This is a genomic window from Leclercia sp. W6 (genome assembly GCF_003336345.1).
Classification (GTDB): domain Bacteria; phylum Pseudomonadota; class Gammaproteobacteria; order Enterobacterales; family Enterobacteriaceae; genus Enterobacter.
Genome location: NZ_CP031104.1, coordinates 869,803 through 888,872, shown reverse-complemented (window position 1 = coordinate 888,872; position 19,070 = coordinate 869,803). Strand labels below are relative to the sequence as shown.

At 57.5% G+C, this 19,070-nt stretch carries 17 protein-coding genes and 1 pseudogene; 8 read left to right on the top strand and 10 right to left on the bottom strand.

Annotated elements, in window-relative coordinates:
- Positions 1–45: 45 nt before the first annotated feature.
- The 6 genes and pseudogenes from kdsA to hemA form a co-directional block, all read right to left on the bottom strand.
- Positions 46–900: a 3-deoxy-8-phosphooctulonate synthase gene (gene kdsA / locus DVA43_RS04425; RefSeq protein ID WP_114314702.1), complete on the bottom strand. Its 855-nt coding sequence runs from the start codon at positions 898–900 to the stop codon at positions 46–48.
- A gap of 36 nt (positions 901–936) precedes the next feature.
- Positions 937–1,746, bottom strand: a complete 810-nt coding sequence (gene sirB1 / locus DVA43_RS04420; RefSeq protein ID WP_103179948.1) for an invasion regulator SirB1 — start codon at positions 1,744–1,746, stop codon at positions 937–939.
- Positions 1,747–1,749: 3 nt separating this feature from the next.
- A complete protein-coding gene (gene sirB2, locus DVA43_RS04415) occupies positions 1,750–2,142 on the bottom strand; it encodes an invasion regulator SirB2 (RefSeq protein ID WP_103822288.1) in 393 nt (130 codons plus the stop codon).
- On the bottom strand, positions 2,135–2,968 hold the full coding sequence (prmC, locus tag DVA43_RS04410; protein WP_114314701.1) for a peptide chain release factor N(5)-glutamine methyltransferase: 834 nt from the start codon (positions 2,966–2,968) through the stop codon (positions 2,135–2,137). The genes sirB2 and prmC overlap by 8 nt, the downstream gene beginning before the upstream one ends.
- Positions 2,968–4,050 (bottom strand): peptide chain release factor 1, encoded by a 1,083-nt coding sequence (gene prfA, locus DVA43_RS04405; RefSeq protein ID WP_103822290.1) that lies wholly within the window; start codon positions 4,048–4,050, stop codon positions 2,968–2,970. The genes prmC and prfA overlap by 1 nt, the downstream gene beginning before the upstream one ends.
- Positions 4,051–4,092: 42 nt before the next feature.
- Positions 4,093–5,349: pseudogene (gene hemA, locus DVA43_RS04400) on the bottom strand (glutamyl-tRNA reductase).
- 268 nt (positions 5,350–5,617) lie between these two features.
- Between hemA and lolB the strand changes: the two are divergent.
- From lolB to dauA, 4 genes are all read left to right on the top strand, one after another.
- Positions 5,618–6,229: a lipoprotein insertase outer membrane protein LolB gene (gene lolB / locus DVA43_RS04395; RefSeq protein ID WP_103179953.1), complete on the top strand. Its 612-nt coding sequence runs from the start codon at positions 5,618–5,620 to the stop codon at positions 6,227–6,229.
- Entirely contained in the window at positions 6,226–7,095 is an 870-nt protein-coding gene (gene ispE, locus DVA43_RS04390; RefSeq protein ID WP_114314700.1) for a 4-(cytidine 5'-diphospho)-2-C-methyl-D-erythritol kinase, read from the top strand. Before lolB ends, ispE begins: the two co-directional genes overlap by 4 nt.
- 123 nt (positions 7,096–7,218) lie before the next feature.
- On the top strand, positions 7,219–8,166 hold the full coding sequence (gene prs / locus DVA43_RS04385) for a ribose-phosphate diphosphokinase (RefSeq protein ID WP_003856663.1): 948 nt from the start codon (positions 7,219–7,221) through the stop codon (positions 8,164–8,166).
- A 120-nt stretch (positions 8,167–8,286) separates the two neighbouring features.
- A complete protein-coding gene (dauA, locus tag DVA43_RS04380; protein ID WP_168194514.1) occupies positions 8,287–9,963 on the top strand; it encodes a C4-dicarboxylic acid transporter DauA in 1,677 nt (558 codons plus the stop codon).
- Here dauA and DVA43_RS04375 read toward each other — a convergent pair.
- Both DVA43_RS04375 and ychH read right to left on the bottom strand, forming a co-directional pair.
- Positions 9,949–10,992, bottom strand: coding sequence for a MerR family transcriptional regulator (locus DVA43_RS04375; protein ID WP_114314699.1), 1,044 nt, complete (start codon positions 10,990–10,992; stop codon positions 9,949–9,951). The two genes, dauA and DVA43_RS04375, sit on opposite strands and share 15 nt — an antisense overlap.
- Before the next feature lie 116 nt (positions 10,993–11,108).
- Positions 11,109–11,384, bottom strand: coding sequence for a stress-induced protein YchH (gene ychH, locus DVA43_RS04370; RefSeq protein ID WP_103179956.1), 276 nt, complete (start codon positions 11,382–11,384; stop codon positions 11,109–11,111).
- Positions 11,385–11,658: 274 nt separating this feature from the next.
- Here ychH and pth point away from each other — a divergent pair, with 274 nt between their 5' ends.
- Both pth and ychF read left to right on the top strand, forming a co-directional pair.
- Positions 11,659–12,243, top strand: coding sequence for an aminoacyl-tRNA hydrolase (pth, locus tag DVA43_RS04365; protein WP_114314698.1), 585 nt, complete (start codon positions 11,659–11,661; stop codon positions 12,241–12,243).
- 126 nt (positions 12,244–12,369) lie between these two features.
- Positions 12,370–13,464, top strand: coding sequence for a redox-regulated ATPase YchF (gene ychF, locus DVA43_RS04360; protein WP_103822293.1), 1,095 nt, complete (start codon positions 12,370–12,372; stop codon positions 13,462–13,464).
- A gap of 22 nt (positions 13,465–13,486) precedes the next feature.
- Here the strand turns inward: ychF and ftrA are convergent, their stop codons facing one another.
- A complete protein-coding gene (ftrA, locus tag DVA43_RS04355) occupies positions 13,487–14,545 on the bottom strand; it encodes a transcriptional regulator FtrA (protein ID WP_114314697.1) in 1,059 nt (352 codons plus the stop codon).
- Between the two features lie 108 nt (positions 14,546–14,653).
- On the opposite strand from ftrA, the gene DVA43_RS04350 reads away from it, so the two are divergent.
- Positions 14,654–15,049 carry a rhodanese-like domain-containing protein gene (locus DVA43_RS04350; RefSeq protein ID WP_114314696.1) on the top strand — a complete coding sequence of 132 codons (396 nt, stop codon included), beginning with the start codon at positions 14,654–14,656 and terminating at the stop codon, positions 15,047–15,049.
- 45 nt (positions 15,050–15,094) lie between these two features.
- Here DVA43_RS04350 and DVA43_RS04345 read toward each other — a convergent pair whose 3' ends face one another.
- A complete protein-coding gene (locus DVA43_RS04345) occupies positions 15,095–16,480 on the bottom strand; it encodes a cytosine permease (protein ID WP_168194684.1) in 1,386 nt (461 codons plus the stop codon).
- A 296-nt stretch (positions 16,481–16,776) separates the two neighbouring features.
- Here DVA43_RS04345 and DVA43_RS04340 point away from each other — a divergent pair, with 296 nt between their 5' ends.
- On the top strand, positions 16,777–19,050 hold the full coding sequence (locus DVA43_RS04340; RefSeq protein WP_114314694.1) for an FdhF/YdeP family oxidoreductase: 2,274 nt from the start codon (positions 16,777–16,779) through the stop codon (positions 19,048–19,050).
- Positions 19,051–19,070: the final 20 nt, after the last annotated feature.

The following is a 19,070-nucleotide window of genomic DNA, read 5'->3' as shown; positions in this document are numbered from 1 at the left end:
AAATCCGTAGACCCATAAAAAAACCCGCCGAAGCGGGTTTTTTTATTAGTTGCTGGTATCCAGCTCTTCAAAACTCTTGACCAGATCGTCAATCGCCTTGATCTGCTTCAGGAACGGCTCCAGCTTATCCAGTGGCAGCGCGGATGGGCCGTCGCACTTGGCGTTGGCAGGATCCGGATGCGCTTCGATAAACAGGCCCGCCAGACCGGTCGCCATACCGGCGCGCGCCAGTTCGGTAACCTGAGCACGACGGCCGCCGGAAGCTGCACCAAACGGGTCGCGGCACTGCAGGGAGTGGGTCACGTCGAAGATGACCGGCGACTGGTTAGAGACATTTTTCATCACGCTGAAGCCCAGCATGTCGACCACCAGGTTGTCATAACCGAAGTTGGAACCACGGTCGCACAGGATCACCTGGTCGTTACCGCCTTCGATAAACTTATCGACGATGTTCCCCATCTGGCCTGGGCTGACGAACTGCGGTTTTTTCACGTTGATAACAGCGCCGGTTTTCGCCATCGCTTCGACCAGATCGGTCTGACGGGCAAGGAACGCGGGCAGCTGGATCACGTCAACCACGTCTGCCACAGGCTGCGCCTGGCTTGCTTCATGGACGTCGGTGATCACTTTTACGCCAAAGGTCTGCTTCAGCTCCTGGAAAATTTTCATCCCCTCTTCCAGGCCCGGGCCGCGGTAAGAGCGAATAGAGGAGCGGTTGGCTTTGTCAAAAGAGGCTTTGAACACGTACGGGATACCCAGCTTCTGGGTCACGGTCACGTAGTGTTCGCAGATACGCATCGCGAGGTCGCGGGATTCCAGTACGTTCATGCCGCCGAACAGCACGAACGGCAGGTCGTTCGCCACGTTGATATCGCCAATGCTAACCACTTTTTGTTTCATAGGATCGCCTTATTCAGGTGTGAATCGGAATTAAGATTAATGCAGTGTAATCTGTTTGTGCGCGATGGAATTAATCTGCGCGCGGATCATTTCGCTGATCGGATCTTCCGGACACTGCTCAACAAAATAACTCAAATCATTCAGCGCAACGTGGTCACACTCAAGCTGCACGTAGATAAGGCCGCGGTCGCGGATCTCGTACGGATCTTCCGGGTTAAACTGCAGCAGCACCTCACTGGCACGCAAGGCCAGCTCCATCTGCCGCTCTTCCATCAGCGCTGACTTCAGCGTATCCAGCAGCTTGCGGACTACCTCGGCGTTATCCGCTTCGTCCAGATCTTCGTTGTAGAGCTCCGCCATCGGGCTGATGTTGCCCTTCAGCCAGACATCCAGCGTGTGATCGTCGAGCGTGTCGCCATTAAAGGGATTGATTAACCACATCTCGCCGTCCAGCCACTCGGCGCGCAGCAGCATCTGCGTCGGGAAGATGACCGGCACCAGCGGAATATCAAGACGGTGCGCTACCCATAATAAAATCGCCCCCAGGGAGACAGCGCTGCCCTGACGGTTTTTCAGTACCTGATCGAGCCACAGCGCGTCGGAGAGCCGATACACGCCACGCGTATCGCAAAAGCCCCACTCGCCATAAAAAAGCTCAATCAGTTTCTCCAGTTGCCAGTCCTGAGGGCGCGCCTGATTAATCTCTTCACGCGCCAGACTCACCAGTTTCTCCAGTTCATCGTAGACGTATTGTGAAATGAAATCATCGCGGATCATCTCTGATACCTTAATCATTCCATCGCACAGCGGCACTTTGTTAAATTCGAAATCGGCCAAGGACTCCATGACTTACCCCAGTATCGGTATTCTTGTGGTGGCGAGTTTAATGATGATGTACAGCACCACCAGCCCCAGCAGAAAGGCAACAAACCCCGCCTGCTGGCTGCGCGGACGATGACGTCCCAGCGCAATAAAACCCAAAACGATGTAGATGATAACGCCAAACAGCTTTTCAGTCAGCCATGACCCTTCATCTGTAAACGGCAGATAACCGGTCACCCACATCAACCCTGCGCCGGAAAGAAACAGCACGGTGTCGATGCAGTGCGGCAGAACCCGCACCCAGCGCGCGTTGATAAGGGCGTTATTGCTGTAACGCCACCAGTAACGCAGCGCAAAAAAACTGACGGTCAGGACGACTGCCGTCAGGTGCAGGGCGATCAGTACAGAGAAGCTATTCATGCCATTTGCCCACGGTCAGGCGCTCGTTGCCGCCATAGTCGCGACAGGTTTCGACCTGGGCAAAACCGGCCTGCAGGAAGAGATTGCGCACCGCTTCGCCCTGCGTCCAGCCATGCTCCAGCAGCAGCCAGCCATTGCTGACCAGGTGTTGGCGAGACTGGATAATAATATGGCTGAGATCTGCCAGTCCGTGATCCGCCGCAACCAGCGCGCTGCGCGGTTCAAAGCGCACATCCCCTTCGCCGAGATGCGGATCGCACTCATCGATATAGGGCGGGTTACTGACGATCATCTCGAACTGCTGGTCAGCAAGAGCGGTAAACCAGCTGCTCTGCTGCACCGTCACGTTCTCTAACGCCAGGCGCTCAAGGTTACGCTGAGCCAGCGCCACCGCATCGGGCATGAGATCTACCGCCGTCACCTGACAGTCCGGACGCTCGCTGGCCAGCGCCAGGGCGATGGCCCCGGTGCCGGTGCCGAGATCCAGAATGCGCGCGGGAGTGGCGGGCAATCTCGCCAGCGCTTGCTCCACCAGGCATTCGGTATCGGGACGGGGAATTAACGTTGCCGCAGAGACATAGAGCGGCAGCGACCAGAACTCACGCTCGCCCACCAGGTGCGCCACCGGCTCGCCGGTTTTGCGCCGCGCCAGAAGCGCGTCAAGCTGAGCCTGCTGGTCAGCAGTCAGCTGCGTTTCGCCAAAGGCGAGAAGATAAGTGCGTGCTTTACCCGTCACATGCTCCAGCAGGATCTCCGCATCGCGACGGGGGCTTTCGCCCCCCGCCAGCGTGCTTATCGCCTGCTGTAGCCAGTGCTGAAAATCCATTAATCCTGCTCTGCCAGCGCTGCCAGCTGGTCGGCCTGGTACTCCTGCACGATAGGTTCGATCAGCAGATCCAGTTTGCCTTCCATCGTCTCATCCAGACGATAGAGGGTCAGGTTGATGCGGTGATCGGTCACACGACCCTGCGGGAAGTTATAGGTGCGGTTGCGATCGCTGCGATCGCCGCTGCCCAGCAGGTTGCGACGGGTTGAGGCTTCCGCCTGCTGGCGTTTCGCCATCTCTGCGGCATGGATACGGGCACCCAGCACCGAGAGCGCTTTGGCTTTGTTTTTATGCTGGGAACGTTCGTCCTGACACTCCACCACGATGCCGGTTGGCAGGTGGGTAATACGGATCGCGGAGTCGGTGGTGTTAACGTGCTGACCGCCCGCGCCGGAGGAGCGGAAGGTATCGATACGCAGATCCGCCGGGTTGATATCCGGCAGCTCAGCTTCCGGCAGCTCGGGCATGACCGCCACGGTGCAGGCGGAGGTGTGGATACGCCCCTGGGACTCGGTGGCCGGGACGCGCTGGACGCGATGGCCGCCGGACTCAAACTTCAGGCGACCGTATACGCCCTCGCCGCTGATTTTAGCGATCACTTCTTTATAGCCGCCATGTTCGCCTTCGTTGGCGCTCATGATCTCCACGCGCCAGCGGCGGGATTCAGCATAGCGGCTGTACATACGGAACAGATCTCCGGCAAACAGGGCCGCCTCATCCCCGCCGGTTCCGGCGCGCACTTCTACAAAGGCGTTGCGTTCATCGTCCGGATCTTTTGGCAGCAGAAGCACCTGAAGCTGCTGTTCCATCTCTTCGGAGCGGACTTTCGCCTCCTGCAACTCTTCCTGCGCCATCTCGCGCATTTCCGGGTCGTCGAGCATCATCTGCGCGGTTTCAATATCTTCCTGAACCTGTTGCCAGGCGGTAAAGCAGCGCGCAACGTCACTTAATTGTGCATATTCGCGCGACAGGGCGCGGAAACGTTCCTGGTCAGCAATGGTCGCGGCATCGCCGAGCAGCGCCTGAACTTCTTCATGGCGCTCGTGCAGCGCTTCCAGTTTGGCGACAATAGAGGGCTTCATAGGCGTAAGTGCACCTTTTAATTATAAAATGGGTATGGCGCGCTATTCCAGCCCGAGGCTGTCGCGCAGAATATTCAGGCGTTCGTCGTCCCCGTCACGGGCAGCCTGTTGAAGTGATTTGGTTGGGGCATGGATCAAACGGTTGGTCAGTTTCCATGCCAGTTCCTGCATGATGACCTGCGGATCGCCGCCCTGCTCCAGGGCCGCCATCGCTTTGGCAGTCAGTTCATTACGTACCTGTTCCGCCTGACCGCGGTATTCGCGAATCGTCTCGCTGACGCTTTGCGCGCGTAGCCAGGCCATAAATTCGCTGGTTTCCTGCTCGACAATCGTTTCGGCCTGCACCGCCGCCGCTTTACGCTGGGCGAGGTTGTGGGAAATGATGCTTTGCAGATCGTCCACGCTGTAGAGATAGGCGTTCGCCAGCTTGCCCACTTCCGGTTCGACATCACGCGGAACGGCGATGTCCACCAGCAGCATCGGCTGATTGCGGCGGGACTTAAGGGCGCGCTCTACCATGCCTTTGCCGATAATCGGCAGCGGGCTGGCGGTGGAGCTGATGATGATATCCGCCTCGTTCAGACGGGCGTCGATGTCGCTCAGGGCAATCACTTCCGCGCCGACCTCATCCGCCAGCGCCTGGGCGCGTTCACGGGTGCGGTTGGCGATAATCATCTTCTTCACTTTGTGCTCGCGCAGATGACGCGCGACCAGCTCAATGGTTTCGCCTGCGCCGACCAGCAGCACAGAGACCGTCGAGAGGGATTCAAAGATCTGTCGCGCCAGCGTACAGGCGGCAAACGCAACGGAAACGGCACTGGCGCCAATGTCAGTTTCGGTTCGCACTCGCTTGGCGACAGAGAAGGATTTCTGGAACATGCGCTCCAGCTCGCTGGCCTTAAGGTGGCCTTTTTGCGAGTCGGCAAACGCTTTTTTAACCTGCCCGAGGATCTGCGGCTCGCCGAGTACCAGCGAATCAAGGCCGCTGGCCACGCGCATCAGATGGCTGACCGCATCGTTATCCTGATGCCAGTAGAGGCTGTTACGCAGCTCTTCTTCGTTCAGGTTGTGGTATTCGCATAACCAGCGGATCAACGCTTCGTGCAGGTTGTCCTGCTCTTCCACGCTGAGATAGAGCTCAGTACGGTTGCACGTCGACAGCACCACGCCCCCCTGCACCATCGGCTAGGCAAGCAGACTTTCCAGCGCCTGGTCGAGCGTATCCGGCGAAAACGTGACGCGTTCTCGCAGTGAAACCGGGGCCGTTTTGTGGTTAATACCGAGTGCTAAAAGGGTCATATGAGCGGGAGTAGTACCAGCGTTAATAGGGTTAGCAGGGCGCATCATACAGGATGCGCGAGATCAATAAAAGAGACTGCCCCCTTTCGGAGTAATAGGTTACCAGTTCATATTAACCAAAAAAGTTCGCGATGCAGCCAACGCCTCTGAACCTGAAGTAGCATGGTTAATTCTATGATTTAGGATAACTTGAGCGTAGACGCTGCCGCATACGGGCGCTAGCATTAAGAACTATTACCGCCACGTATCTCAAGGATTTGTCATTATTATGACCAGACTGATTCGCCTTTTGCCCCTCGCCGCGCTGGTACTTACCGCATGTTCCATTACGCCGCCCAAAGGGCCAGGCAAAAGCCCTGACTCACCGCAGTGGCGTCAGCACCAGCAGGAGGTGCGTGGTTTAAGCCAGTACCAGACCCGCGGTGCCTTTGCGTATCTGTCGGATCAGCAGAAAGTGTATGCCCGCTTCTTCTGGCAGCAGACCGGCCAGGATCGCTATCGCCTACTGTTGCTCAACCCGGTGGGGAGCACCGAGATGGAGCTGATTGCCCAGCCAGGCAGCGCGCAAATCACCGATAACAAAGGGCAGAAATATACCGGCACCGATGCCGAAGAGATGATCGGCAAGCTGACCGGGATGCCAATTCCGATTACCAGCCTGCGCCAGTGGATCCTTGGTCTGCCGGGCGACGCCACCGACTACAAACTCGACGATCAGTACCGTCTGAGTGAAGTGAACTACAGCCAGAACGGTAAAAACTGGCACGTGGTCTACGGCGGCTACGACAGCAACACCAAACCGGCTCTGCCAACCAGCCTGGAACTGACCGAAGGCGGCCAGCGCATCAAGCTGAAGATGGATAACTGGATTGTCAAATGATGACCCACTGGCCTTCACCCGCAAAACTTAACCTGTTTTTATACATCACCGGCCAGCGTGCGGACGGCTATCACACCCTGCAGACGCTGTTTCAGTTTATCGACTATGGCGACACCATTTCGATTGAGCCGCGTCAGGATGGGCAGCTTCGTCTGCTCACTCCGGTGGAGGGTGTGGCCGATGAAGATAACCTGATCGTGCGGGCTGCCCGGCTGCTGATGGCAGCGGCGCAGCAAAGCGGACGTTTGCCAGCAGGCAGCGGCGCGGATATCCGCGTGGAGAAACGGCTGCCGATGGGGGGCGGACTCGGCGGTGGCTCGTCAAATGCCGCCACCGTGCTGGTAGTACTCAATCACCTGTGGGGCTGCGATCTCACGGTGGATGAACTGGCCGCGCTCGGGTTAACGCTCGGGGCCGACGTGCCGGTGTTTGTCCGCGGGCATGCGGCCTTTGCCGAAGGGGTGGGCGAGATCCTCTCCCCGGCCGAACCCGCGGAAAAATGGTACCTGGTCGCCCACCCGGGCGTCAGCATTCCTACCCCGGTTATCTTTAAAGATCCGGACCTTCCGCGCGATACGCCCGTCCGGTCAATAGAAACGTTATTAAAATGTGAATTCAGCAACGATTGCGAGGATATCGCAAGAAAACGTTTTCGCGAGGTTGATGAAGCGCTTTCCTGGCTGTTAGAATACGCGCCGTCGCGCCTGACTGGCACAGGAGCCTGTGTCTTTGCTGAATTTGATACGGAATCCGCTGCACGTCAGGTGCTCGAGCTGGCTCCAGAATGGCTGCATGGTTTCGTGGCGCGCGGTATGAATATCTCCCCGCTACAGCAGGCCATTCTGGCGCAATCTGAGTTTCGGTGACAACGTCACCTTGTTCCAGACGTTGCATCGCGCTCTTTAATACACCGCCTGGATAGCATTCGCCTGGCCCGCACAGTTTACGGCGAACTATCCACCACTGGACGCATGCCTGAGGTTCTTCTCGTGCCTGATATGAAGCTTTTTGCTGGTAACGCCACCCCGGAACTAGCACAACGTATTGCCAACCGCCTGTACACTTCTCTTGGCGACGCCGCCGTAGGTCGCTTTAGCGATGGCGAAGTCAGCGTACAAATTAACGAAAATGTACGCGGTGGTGATATTTTCATCATCCAGTCCACCTGTGCTCCAACTAACGACAACCTGATGGAACTGGTTGTTATGGTCGATGCCCTGCGCCGTGCTTCCGCTGGCCGTATCACTGCTGTCATTCCTTACTTTGGCTATGCCCGTCAGGACCGTCGCGTCCGTTCCGCACGTGTGCCAATTACCGCAAAAGTTGTTGCTGACTTCCTCTCCAGTGTTGGCGTTGACCGTGTTCTGACGGTTGACCTGCATGCCGAGCAGATCCAGGGCTTCTTTGATGTTCCGGTTGATAACGTATTCGGCAGCCCCATCCTGCTGGAAGATATGCTGCAGCTGAACCTGGACAACCCGATTGTGGTTTCTCCGGACATCGGCGGCGTGGTTCGCGCTCGCGCTATCGCCAAACTGCTGAATGACACCGACATGGCGATTATCGACAAACGTCGTCCGCGCGCTAACGTTTCTCAGGTGATGCACATCATCGGTGACGTTGCTGGCCGTGACTGCGTGCTGGTTGACGACATGATCGACACCGGCGGCACTCTGTGCAAAGCTGCCGAAGCGCTGAAAGAGCGTGGTGCTAAACGCGTATTCGCTTACGCGACTCACCCGATCTTCTCCGGCAATGCCGTGAACAACCTGCGCAACTCCGTTATTGATGAAGTTGTGGTGTGCGACACCATCCCACTGAGCGACGAGATCAAAGCGCTGCCAAACGTGCGTACTTTGACCCTGTCCGGGATGCTGGCAGAAGCGATTCGTCGTATCAGCAACGAAGAATCTATCTCTGCAATGTTCGAACACTAATCGGACGCAGTCAGAAAACCCGCTACGGCGGGTTTTTTTGTCTGTAGTATTTATTTGTATGATTAATGCCTCCTTCACCTGCCATTGATATGACAGATGATGCGCACATGGATGATGATTGTGAAAAACGCTTCCTCTCATGTTCTTCCCTTCCGCGCCCTCATCGACGCCTGCTGGAAAGAGAAATATACCCTGTCACGCTTCACTCGTGACCTGATCGCCGGGATCACCGTCGGTATCATTGCCATTCCGCTGGCGATGGCGCTGGCCATTGGCAGCGGCGTAGCGCCGCAGTATGGCCTCTACACTGCCGCCGTCGCCGGGATTGTGATTGCCCTGACCGGTGGGTCGCGCTTCAGCGTCTCCGGGCCGACCGCGGCCTTTGTGGTGATCCTCTATCCGGTTTCTCAGCAGTTTGGTCTGGGCGGATTGCTGGTGGCGACCCTGATGTCCGGGGTATTTTTGATTTTGTTCGGTCTGGCGCGCTTTGGCAGGCTGATTGAGTACATTCCACTTTCCGTGACCCTGGGCTTTACCTCCGGGATCGGCATCACCATCGGCACCATGCAGATTAAGGATTTCCTTGGCTTACAGATGGCCCACGTGCCGGAGCATTACCTGCAAAAAGTGGGGGCGCTGGCGATGGCGCTGCCGACGACAAACCTGGGCGATGCGGCGATTGGCGTGGTGACCCTGGGCACGCTGATCCTCTGGCCACGGCTGGGCATCCGCCTGCCAGGACACCTGCCCGCCCTGCTGCTGGGCTGCGCGGTGATGGGGATAGTCAATCTGCTGGGCGGCCACGTCGCCACTATCGGCTCGCAGTTCCACTATGTGTTGGCGGATGGCTCCCAGGGTAACGGTATTCCGCAGCTTCTGCCCCAGCTGGTGCTGCCGTGGGATCTGCCCGGCTCCAGCTTTACCTTAAGCTGGGACTCCCTGCGCGCCCTGCTGCCAGCCGCATTTTCGATGGCGATGTTGGGGGCGATTGAGTCGCTGCTCTGCGCCGTGGTGCTGGACGGCATGACCGGCACCAAACATAAAGCCAACAGCGAGCTGGTCGGCCAGGGACTGGGGAATATTATCGCCCCGTTCTTCGGCGGCATTACCGCCACAGCGGCCATCGCCCGTTCCGCGGCCAACGTGCGCGCGGGCGCCACGTCCCCGGTCTCGGCGGTGGTCCATTCGGTGCTGGTGATCCTCGCCCTGCTGGTGCTGGCGCCCTTGCTCTCCTGGCTGCCGCTCTCGGCCATGGCCGCCCTGCTGCTGATGGTGGCATGGAACATGAGCGAGGCACATAAAGTCATCAACCTGCTGCGCCGCGCCCCCAAAGACGACATCATCGTAATGCTGATCTGCATGTCGCTGACGGTGCTGTTTGACATGGTCATTGCGATAAGCGTCGGGATTGTGCTGGCATCATTACTGTTTATGCGTCGCATTGCCCGTATGACCCGCCTGGCCAGCGTCAATGTCTCCACGCCGGAAGACGTGCTGGTGCTGCGAGTCATCGGCCCGCTGTTTTTTGCCGCCGCGGAAGGATTGTTCAGCGAACTGGAGTCGCGCATTGTCGGGAAACGTGTCGTGGTGCTGAAATGGGATGCGGTCCCGGTGCTGGATGCCGGCGGGCTGGACGCCTTCCAGCGTTTTGTACAACGTCTGCCGGAAGGCTGTGAACTGCGGGTGACCAATCTCGAATTCCAGCCCCTGCGCACGATGGCGCGCGCAGGGGTTCAGCCCATTTCGGGCCGTCTGGCGTTCTATCCTGACCGTGAGGCGGCGTTAGCGGATCTGTGACATCCGCCGCTGCATCATGATGCCGATCGCCTGCTGAAGCCACTCGAGCACAGCAGGCGTCATCCAGGTCCCTTTCATCAGATGCGGCTCCTGCTGCATCGCCTCGCGGAATTTTTGCTGAGTTGCAGGATTATCCCCTGCGTAAGACTGGAACAGCGCCAGCCAGTTTTCCGCCAGCCGCTGTGCTTCCGGGCTCTCTGCCTGCACCCCTTCCCGGCTTGCCTGATGCAGTTTTGCCACCAGTGCAGGCCACTCCATCATGCGATCAAAATAGTGCGCACGGGTAAACGCCATCTCCTCGGGGGTCAGGTAGCGCTGCCAGATAGCCAGCTTGCTCTCGGCGAAGGCACGCATGATGAAATCGAGGATGTCAGCGTCGATTCCTGTCTGCTCACGCATTTGCGGCTCCACGCTGTGCATCTCATTCAGGCGGGTCAGGAAGTCGGGGTTGCCCGCGGTATCCTGCTCAAGTTGCGTCATCCAGCGCGTAGCCAGCCCGGTAGCGCGTGGGTCGGCAACATCCACCTTCTCCGCCAGCATGCGCCGGGCTTCAGCCACCAGCCCTGCCCAGATCTCTGCCAGGGTGTCACTCTGCTGCGCAAACGGTAATGCCTGTAACTCTTCTTTACTGAACCAGCGATCGTACATCGTCATTAACTCCAGCGTCTGTAACCAGGATTCCAGATCGGGCTCGGTGCCTGCGGCCAGCGCGCTATGCAAACTCACGAGCTGCTCGCGCAGCGTCTGAATGCTGCGCATCTGTTTATCCAGCAGCGCGATTTGCGCGTCCAGGAGATCCACCATGGAGCGCGGATCCCGATCGAGAACCTCTTTAATTTCGGCAAGCTCCAGCCCCGCTTTGGCTAACACCTGGATACGGTGTAGCCGCTGTACATCCGCGAGGGTATAAAGACGGTAACCTGCCGCACTTCTGGCAGAGGGCAGCAGCAAGCCGGTTTGCTCATAATGGTGTAATGTCCGAACGGTGATCCCCGCTCGCTTCGCCAACAGGCCAACCTGAATTAACATCGCTGCTCCTTTTATCTTGCCATCGCGGTCACTCTGGTGCCTTACGTTACGTGAGGGTCAAGAAAAAAGGCAAAAAAAACGGCTTCCGAAGAAACCGTTTTTCGCGCTGTCACTGGTTAGCTGTGCTTATGCTGTTCGCGACGGCAGCGTTTATCGTAATGGCGCACCCACCAGTAGCGGTCACAGACCTGTTCGTGGCCACTGACGCGAGCCCCGGCCAGCCAAAGTACCGCACCCAGGAAGATGCTCAGCACTGCGCCATGGGCGAAGTATTGTGGCAGGTCAAGTTGCGGAAGCTGGTTTAAAATGGAATAACCGACGCCGACAACCATGACGACTAATCCCAACCCCATCAACACGTTACCGAGTAGCGAAGCGTTTTTGCGTTTCATATAGCACCTCCGGAACTTTGGGTTGTAAGGGAATAATCTCCCTATTCCTTGTGTGTAAAGTATAGACACCACCCGTTTTGCGGATTGCGTCAACGATCACAAATACGTACTTCGGTGCAACAAAACTTTACAAATAAGCCTTTGAGTAGCATGAAATTCTAATGGTTCAGCTCCGGGATTATTCAGTTTCTACGTGTCGCTTAGCAGAATTTTGTCAACCGACGCGGCAGACAGTACACTACGCGCCAGACTTAGCACTTTCAGGAACAAAAACGTGACGATTAAACTGATTGTCGGCCTGGCTAACCCTGGCGCGGAATATGCTGCCACCCGCCATAATGCTGGCGCCTGGTATGTTGATCTGCTGGCCGAGCGGTTACGCTCCCCTCTGCGTGAAGAGCCTAAATTCTACGGGTTTACCTCTCGCGTTAACCTGGCTGGCGCCGATGTGCGTCTGCTGGTGCCTACGACGTTTATGAATTTAAGCGGTAAAGCGGTGGCCGCGATGGCGACCTTTTATCGCATCAATCCGGATGAGATCCTGGTGGCGCACGACGAACTGGATCTGCCGCCGGGCGTGGCGAAATTCAAACTCGGTGGCGGTCACGGCGGGCACAACGGCTTAAAAGACATCATCAGCAAACTGGGCAATAACCCTAACTTCCATCGCTTACGCGTGGGGATTGGCCATCCGGGCGATAAAAACAAAGTTGTTGGTTTTGTTCTCGGTAAGCCACCGGTTTCCGAGCAGAAACTGATCGACGAGGCGGTAGACGAAGCGGCGCGTTGCACCGAAATCTGGTTGCAGGATGGTTTAACTAAAGCCACCAACCGTCTTCACGCTTTCAAAGCGCAATAAGCGGCGCGAAACGGCTTTTTTGCCCCGCAGGCTGCGGGTTACGTGTATAATAGGCGTAGTTATTTACTTTTCTTCGACTCGTTAATGTTAACGTGTTGAATATCAAGACATTAAGGTGATTCAGAAATGGGATTCAAATGCGGTATCGTTGGTCTGCCTAACGTTGGCAAATCCACCCTGTTTAACGCGCTGACTAAAGCGGGCATCGAAGCGGCTAACTTCCCGTTCTGTACCATCGAGCCAAACACCGGTGTCGTACCCATGCCCGATCCGCGTCTCGATCAGCTTGCGGAGATCGTAAAGCCGCAGCGCATTCTGCCAACCACTATGGAGTTCGTGGATATCGCAGGCCTGGTAAAAGGCGCCTCGAAAGGTGAAGGCCTGGGTAACCAGTTCCTGACCAACATCCGTGAAACCGAAGCGATCGGCCACGTTGTGCGTTGCTTTGAGAACGACAACATCATCCACGTGAACAACAAAGTGGACCCGGCGGATGATATCGAGGTCATCAACACCGAGCTGGCACTGGCGGACCTGGATACCTGCGAGCGCGCCCTGCAGCGCGTGCAGAAGAAAGCCAAAGGCGGCGACAAAGACGCGAAAGCGGAACAGGCTGCGCTGGAAAAATGTCTGCCACAGCTCGAAAACGCGGGCATGCTGCGCGCGCTGAAAAACCTGACTGACGAAGACAAAGCGGCGATCAAATACCTGAGCTTCCTGACCCTGAAGCCGACCATGTACATTGCCAACGTCAATGAAGACGGTTTTGAAAACAACCCATACCTGGACAAAGTGCGTGAAATCGCAGCGGCGGAAGGTTCTGTGGTCGTGGCCGTGTGTGCGGCTGTCGAGTCTGATATCGCCGAGCTGGACGATGCCGACCGTGAAGAGTTCATGGCTGAGATGGGTCTGGAAGAGCCAGGTCTGAACCGCGTGATCCGCGCCGGTTACCAGCTGCTGAACCTGCAGACCTACTTCACCGCTGGCGTGAAAGAAGTACGCGCCTGGACTATCCCTGTCGGCGCGACGGCACCACAGGCGGCGGGTAAAATCCACACCGACTTCGAGAAAGGCTTTATCCGTGCCCAGACCATCGCCTTTGAAGACTTTATCACCTACAAGGGTGAGCAAGGCGCGAAAGAAGCCGGTAAGATGCGTGCAGAAGGGAAAGACTACATCGTTAAAGATGGCGATGTGATGAACTTCCTGTTTAACGTTTAAAGGTCATGCATCTGCGGATGCGTTAACTGATCTGAAAAAAATCCACGCTATGGCGTGGATTTTTTTTATCAAAGGCTCGCTGTCTCGCCTGTAGAATCATTAAACAACATCGTCCATTATTACTCTGCTGAAGAATAAAACCCCTCCTGTATGCCGCAGGCGTCGTCGACAGCTGATTTTTGAAATGATGACGCATCGTCGCCACGCTGCCAAACCCCACCTCCTCCGCGATACGCTCAATCGACAGCTGGCTGTTCTCCAGCAGATCCTGGCTGCGGCTCAGGCGGGCATGGAGCAACCACTGGGCGGGCGTCTTGCCGGTGGTGGCGGTGAAACGGCGCAAAAAGGTACGCGGGCTCATCCCGACAAATTTTGCCAGCGACTCGACGGTATGTGGCTCGGCAAGCCTGGCATGCAGGTAGTCGAAGAGTGCCCCAAGGCGATGGCCTTCATAAGCGACAGGCACCGCCTGCTGAATAAACTGGGCCTGGCCGCCGTCGCGATGCGGCGACACCACCAGCCGACGCGCGACGCGGTTGGCCGCCACGCTGCCATAATCCCGGCGCACCAGGTGCAGACAAAGATCGATACCCGCCGCGCTGCCTGCGGAGGTCAACACATCACCGTTATCGATATAGAGCACGTCAGGCGTGACCTGAATGGCGGGATAACGCTGTTGCAGCAGGTCGGTATAACGCCAGTGGGTGGTCGCCTGCCGGTTGTCGAGTAACCCTGCGGCGGCCAGCACAAAGACTCCGGAACAGATAGAGAGGATCCTCGCCCCGCGTCGATGTGCCGCGACAAGCTGCTCGCACAGCGCGGCGGGCACCGGAACATCCGCCCCTCGCCAGCCGGGCACGATGATCGTTCCGGCCTCACTCAGCAGTTCCAGCCCGCCATCTACCACCAGCCTGAAGCCGCCCGTTGCGCGTAACTCACCCGGATCAACGCCCGCCACCGCAAAGCGATACCACTCCTCGCCCATCTCGGGGCGGGGCAGCGCGAAAATTTCGACAGCAATACCGAATTCAAAGGTACAGAGACCGTCATAGGCCAGTACAACCACCAGAGGATTATTCATCACTGCACTCAATGCGTTTTGTCATGATCTTGATGTTATCTGGCATTTCTGCCAGCTGTCAAAGCCGCGTCTCCGCCGTAGAGTAAAGACTCATTCCTGGAGGTGTTTATGAGCTATATAACTGATTATCCTGCTGCGTCGCCAGATGTCGCAGCAAACCATTTTTTACAGCGACTGAGCGTGGAAACAGACTGCGACGATGTGCATACCGCGTTTAAAGAGGGGGATGTCGATTTTGTGTTGCTGCATGTGGTCGGCAGTCCGGAGGCGTTCGCCCGCCGTCATATTCCTGGGGCGCTACACCTGCGACATCGCGATATGACCGAGCAAAGAATGGCGGAGTGGCCCTCCGATACAGTGTTTGTGGTCTATTGCGCCGGGCCGCACTGCAACGGTGCGGATCGCGCCGCGCTGAAGCTGGCGCAGATGGGCCGCCCGGTGAAAATTATGATAGGTGGAATGACCGGCTGGGCCGACGAAGGTTTTGCTTTTAACTCCCGGTAAAAGAGCCGCGATCCCGTTTGACCTGCGGGATCGCTGACACCTCTTTCACCTGCCCGAGGCCGGATAGATCGTCTTTGTCGGCAGCACCCGCCGATCAAAACGCCGCAAGCCATAATAGAGCGCTGCGGTGCAGAACCAGCCAATCACCCACGAGACATCGTTGTCGGCAAACAGCCAGGTCAGTGAGCCGTGGTAGAGCGGGTTTTCAATAAACGGTAGCTGGATCAACACGCCAACAACATAGACGCTGATGGCAAACATGTTCCAGTGCCCGTAGCGACCACGGGAATCGAACAGCGCCGGAATATCTACCGCTTTACGGGAGATAATAAAGTAATCGGTCAGGCTGATGGCGCTCCACGGTACGAAAAAGGCCAACAGGAACAGCAGGAAATGGGTGAAGTGCTTCAGGAATGCCGGTTCGCTCAGCAGCGCAATCACGCAGGAGAGGGTCACCATCAGTACCACAAAGGTGAGTCGGCTTTTCTGGCTCAGCGTCGTTTGTTGACGAAAACCCGAGACAATGGTGGTCAACGACATAAAACTGCCGTAGGCGTTGAGGGTGGTAAAGGTGATTTTGCCAAAACAGATCGCAAAGTAGATCACCATCGCCATCGCCTCGCTTTTACCCAGCCCGACAATGTAACTCACCTCATGCCCCTTGAAGGCGCTGCCGGCGATTGCCGCGGTAATCACCCCGAGCGTCATGGACGCCTGGGTGCCCAGCACCGTACCGCTGAAGACGGAGAGGAAGGTCTTCACCCCTGAGACGTCGCGCGGCAGGTAGCGGGAATAGTCGGAGACGTAGGGACAAAAGGCGATCTGCCATGAGGAGGAGAGCGATACCGCCAGCAGGAACATCGGCATCGAGAAGTGATTATTCTGCATCACAGCGCCCATATCGCTGGCGATCAGCAGAGCGATAAACAGATAGACAAACGCCAACACCCCCACCACGCTCGCTACCTTGCCGAGCTTGTGGATCACCTTATATCCCAGCACCGCAATCACGATAATGATCGCGCTGAACAGGATCATACCGGCCACGTTCGAGACCGACAGCAGCCTCGCCATCGCCTGTCCTGCCAGTACCGTCCCGCTGGCGGAGAAGCCGACATACATCACGCATACCAGCGCCAGCGGGATCACCGCACCCAGCACACCAAACTGGGCGCGACTGATGATCATCTGCGGCAGCCCGAGGCGCGGACCCTGCAGGGCATGAAATGACATCACCACCGCGCCCAACACCTGCCCCACCAGCAAGCCAATGATGGACCACACCACATCCCCGCCCAGCACCACTGCCAGCGCCCCGGTCACAATGGCGGTGATCTGCAGATTGCCACCAAACCACAGCGTAAACTGACTGAAGGGGTGGCCGTGCCGTTCATTATCCGGGATGTAATCGATGGATCGTGTTTCCGATATTCGCGTCCCGCCGCGCTTTGACTGCGCTTCTGAAGATGAAAAAGACGACATAGTTTCCTCTCTGAGTGGATGATTAATGCCCGTCAGAGACCCTGCTATACCCATGCAACGTCATATGACAGAACATGTATATACAACCATTGACATCCACCCACACGCATCTGATGATGGATTTGTGAACTGAACTGTGAATAATTTGTAATTAAGATGAAAACTATATGTGATTGAGATGGGTTTCGATCGACAGTCAAATCAGGCATCGCCATCATAAATACCCGCTTAAAACAGGAGTGCAGATGAGCAACAACAGACGAGCGGTACCCGGCATTCGCCATTACGCCGGTCCTGCGGGCGGCTGGGGCGCCTTAAAAGCCACGGCGATTGCCGTGCGTACGCAGATGGACACCTTCGACGCCCCCGCCACGCTGCTGCGCACCAACCAGCCCGATGGCTTCGACTGCCCGGGCTGCGCCTGGCCCGACAAAGAACACAAATCCACCTTTCAGTTTTGCGAGAACGGCGCCAAGGCGGTGACCTGGGAAGCGACCACAAAGCGTGTCACCCCGGAATTTTTCGCTGAGCACACCGTCAGCACCCTGTGGTCAAAAAGTGATTTTGAGCTGGAAGGCTATGGGCGCCTGACCCATCCCATGAAATACGATCCACAGAGCGACACCTTTCGCCCGGTGGCGTGGGACGAAGCCTTTGCCCGTATCGGCGAAGTGCTGCGCGGGCTGGCCCCGGATGAGGTGGAGTTTTACACCTCCGGGCGCGCGTCAAACGAAGCCGCGTTCCTGTATCAGCTGTTTGCCCGTCAGTTGGGCACCAATAATTTTCCCGACTGCTCTAACATGTGCCACCAGGCCACCAGCGTCGGCCTGCCCCGCTCCATCGGGATTGGCAAAGGCACCGTGTCGCTGGAAGATTTCGACCATACTGAGCTGGTGATCTCCATCGGCCATAACCCGGGCACCAACCATCCACGGATGATGGGCACCCTGCACGAGCTCTCCCGCCGGGGCGTACCGATTATCGTTTTTAACCCGCTGCGCGAAACGGCGCTGGAGCGCTTCGCCGATCCGCAAAATGTCAAAGAGATGGCGACATACAGCGCCACCAATATCGCCTCGACGTACTATCAGGTGAAAGCCGGGGGCGACGCCGCGGCGTTAAAAGGTATCGCAAAACATCTGCTGGTTCTGGATGCGCTGGATCACGACTTTATCGCCACCCACACGCAGGGGTTTGCCGATTTTGCCGCCGATATCGCCGCCACGAGCTGGGAGGCCATCGAGCGCGAGTCTGGCCTGAAGCGCGCCGATCTGGAGAATGTGGCGCGCCTCTACGCTAAGTCCAGCGCCACCATCATCACCTACGGCATGGGGATCACCCAGCACAACAAGGGTACCGCCAATGTGCGTTTGATCGCCGATCTCCTGCTGCTGCGCGGCAATTTTGGCAAACCCGGCGCGGGCATCTGTCCGTTACGCGGCCACTCCAACGTGCAGGGCAACCGCACCGTGGGGATCACCGAAAAACCGACCGCGGCCTTTCTGGACCGGCTGGGCACGGTGTTCGGCTTTACCCCACCAGCCGCCCACGGCCATGACGCGGTACAGGCGGCGCAGGCGATGATTAACGGCGAGGCCAAAGCGCTCCTCTGCCTCGGGGGGAATTTTGCGGTAGCGATGCCCGATCACGACAGGGCGTTTGCGGCGCTGAAACGTCTCGATCTCAGCGTACATGTCGTCACCAAGCTGAACCGCACCCACCTGCTGGTCGGGAAAGAGACATATCTTCTCCCCTGCCTGGGGCGCACCGAACTGGATATGCAGCAGAGCGGCCAGCAGTCGATCACCGTGGAAGACTCGATGTCGATGGTGCATGCCTCCCGCGGCAAGCTCAAACCGGCCTCTCCCTGGCTACGCTCGGAGCCCGCCATTGTCGCCGGGATCGCCCACGCCACCCTGCCCCACAGCAAAACCGACTGGCTGGGCCTGGTGGAGGATTACGACCGCATTCGCGACTGTATCGAACAGACGCTGCCGGGCTTTGAGAACTTCAACGCCCGCATCCGGGTGCCGGGCGGATTCCGTATGCCGCTGCCGCCCACGGAGCGCGTCTGGCCCACTGCCAGCGGCAAGGCGATGTTTTCGCTGTTTGAGGGCGTGAGTGAGAACAGCCCGGGCGAAGGCGAGCGTGTGCTGCGTCTGGTTACATTGCGTAGTCACGACCAGTACAACACTACCATCTATGCCCTGGATGACCGCTATCGCGGGGTGTTCGGTCGGCGCGACGTGCTGTTTATGAACGAAGAGGATATGCAGCAGTTGGGGCTGGAGCATGGCGATCGGGTAGATATTCATACCGCCCTCCCCGGCTCAAAGCAGCGTCTGGATGACATCACCGTGGTGGCTTACAGCATTGCCCCAGGCACGGTTGCTGGCTACTACCCGGAAGCAAACGTGCTGGTTCCGCTGGATTATCTCGATAAAGAGAGCGGTACGCCGTCGTACAAATCGGTGCCCGTCCGCCTGAGTCTGCGCTCAAAAGAGATCCGCGCCCTCTAATCTCTTCTCACGCCGTCACC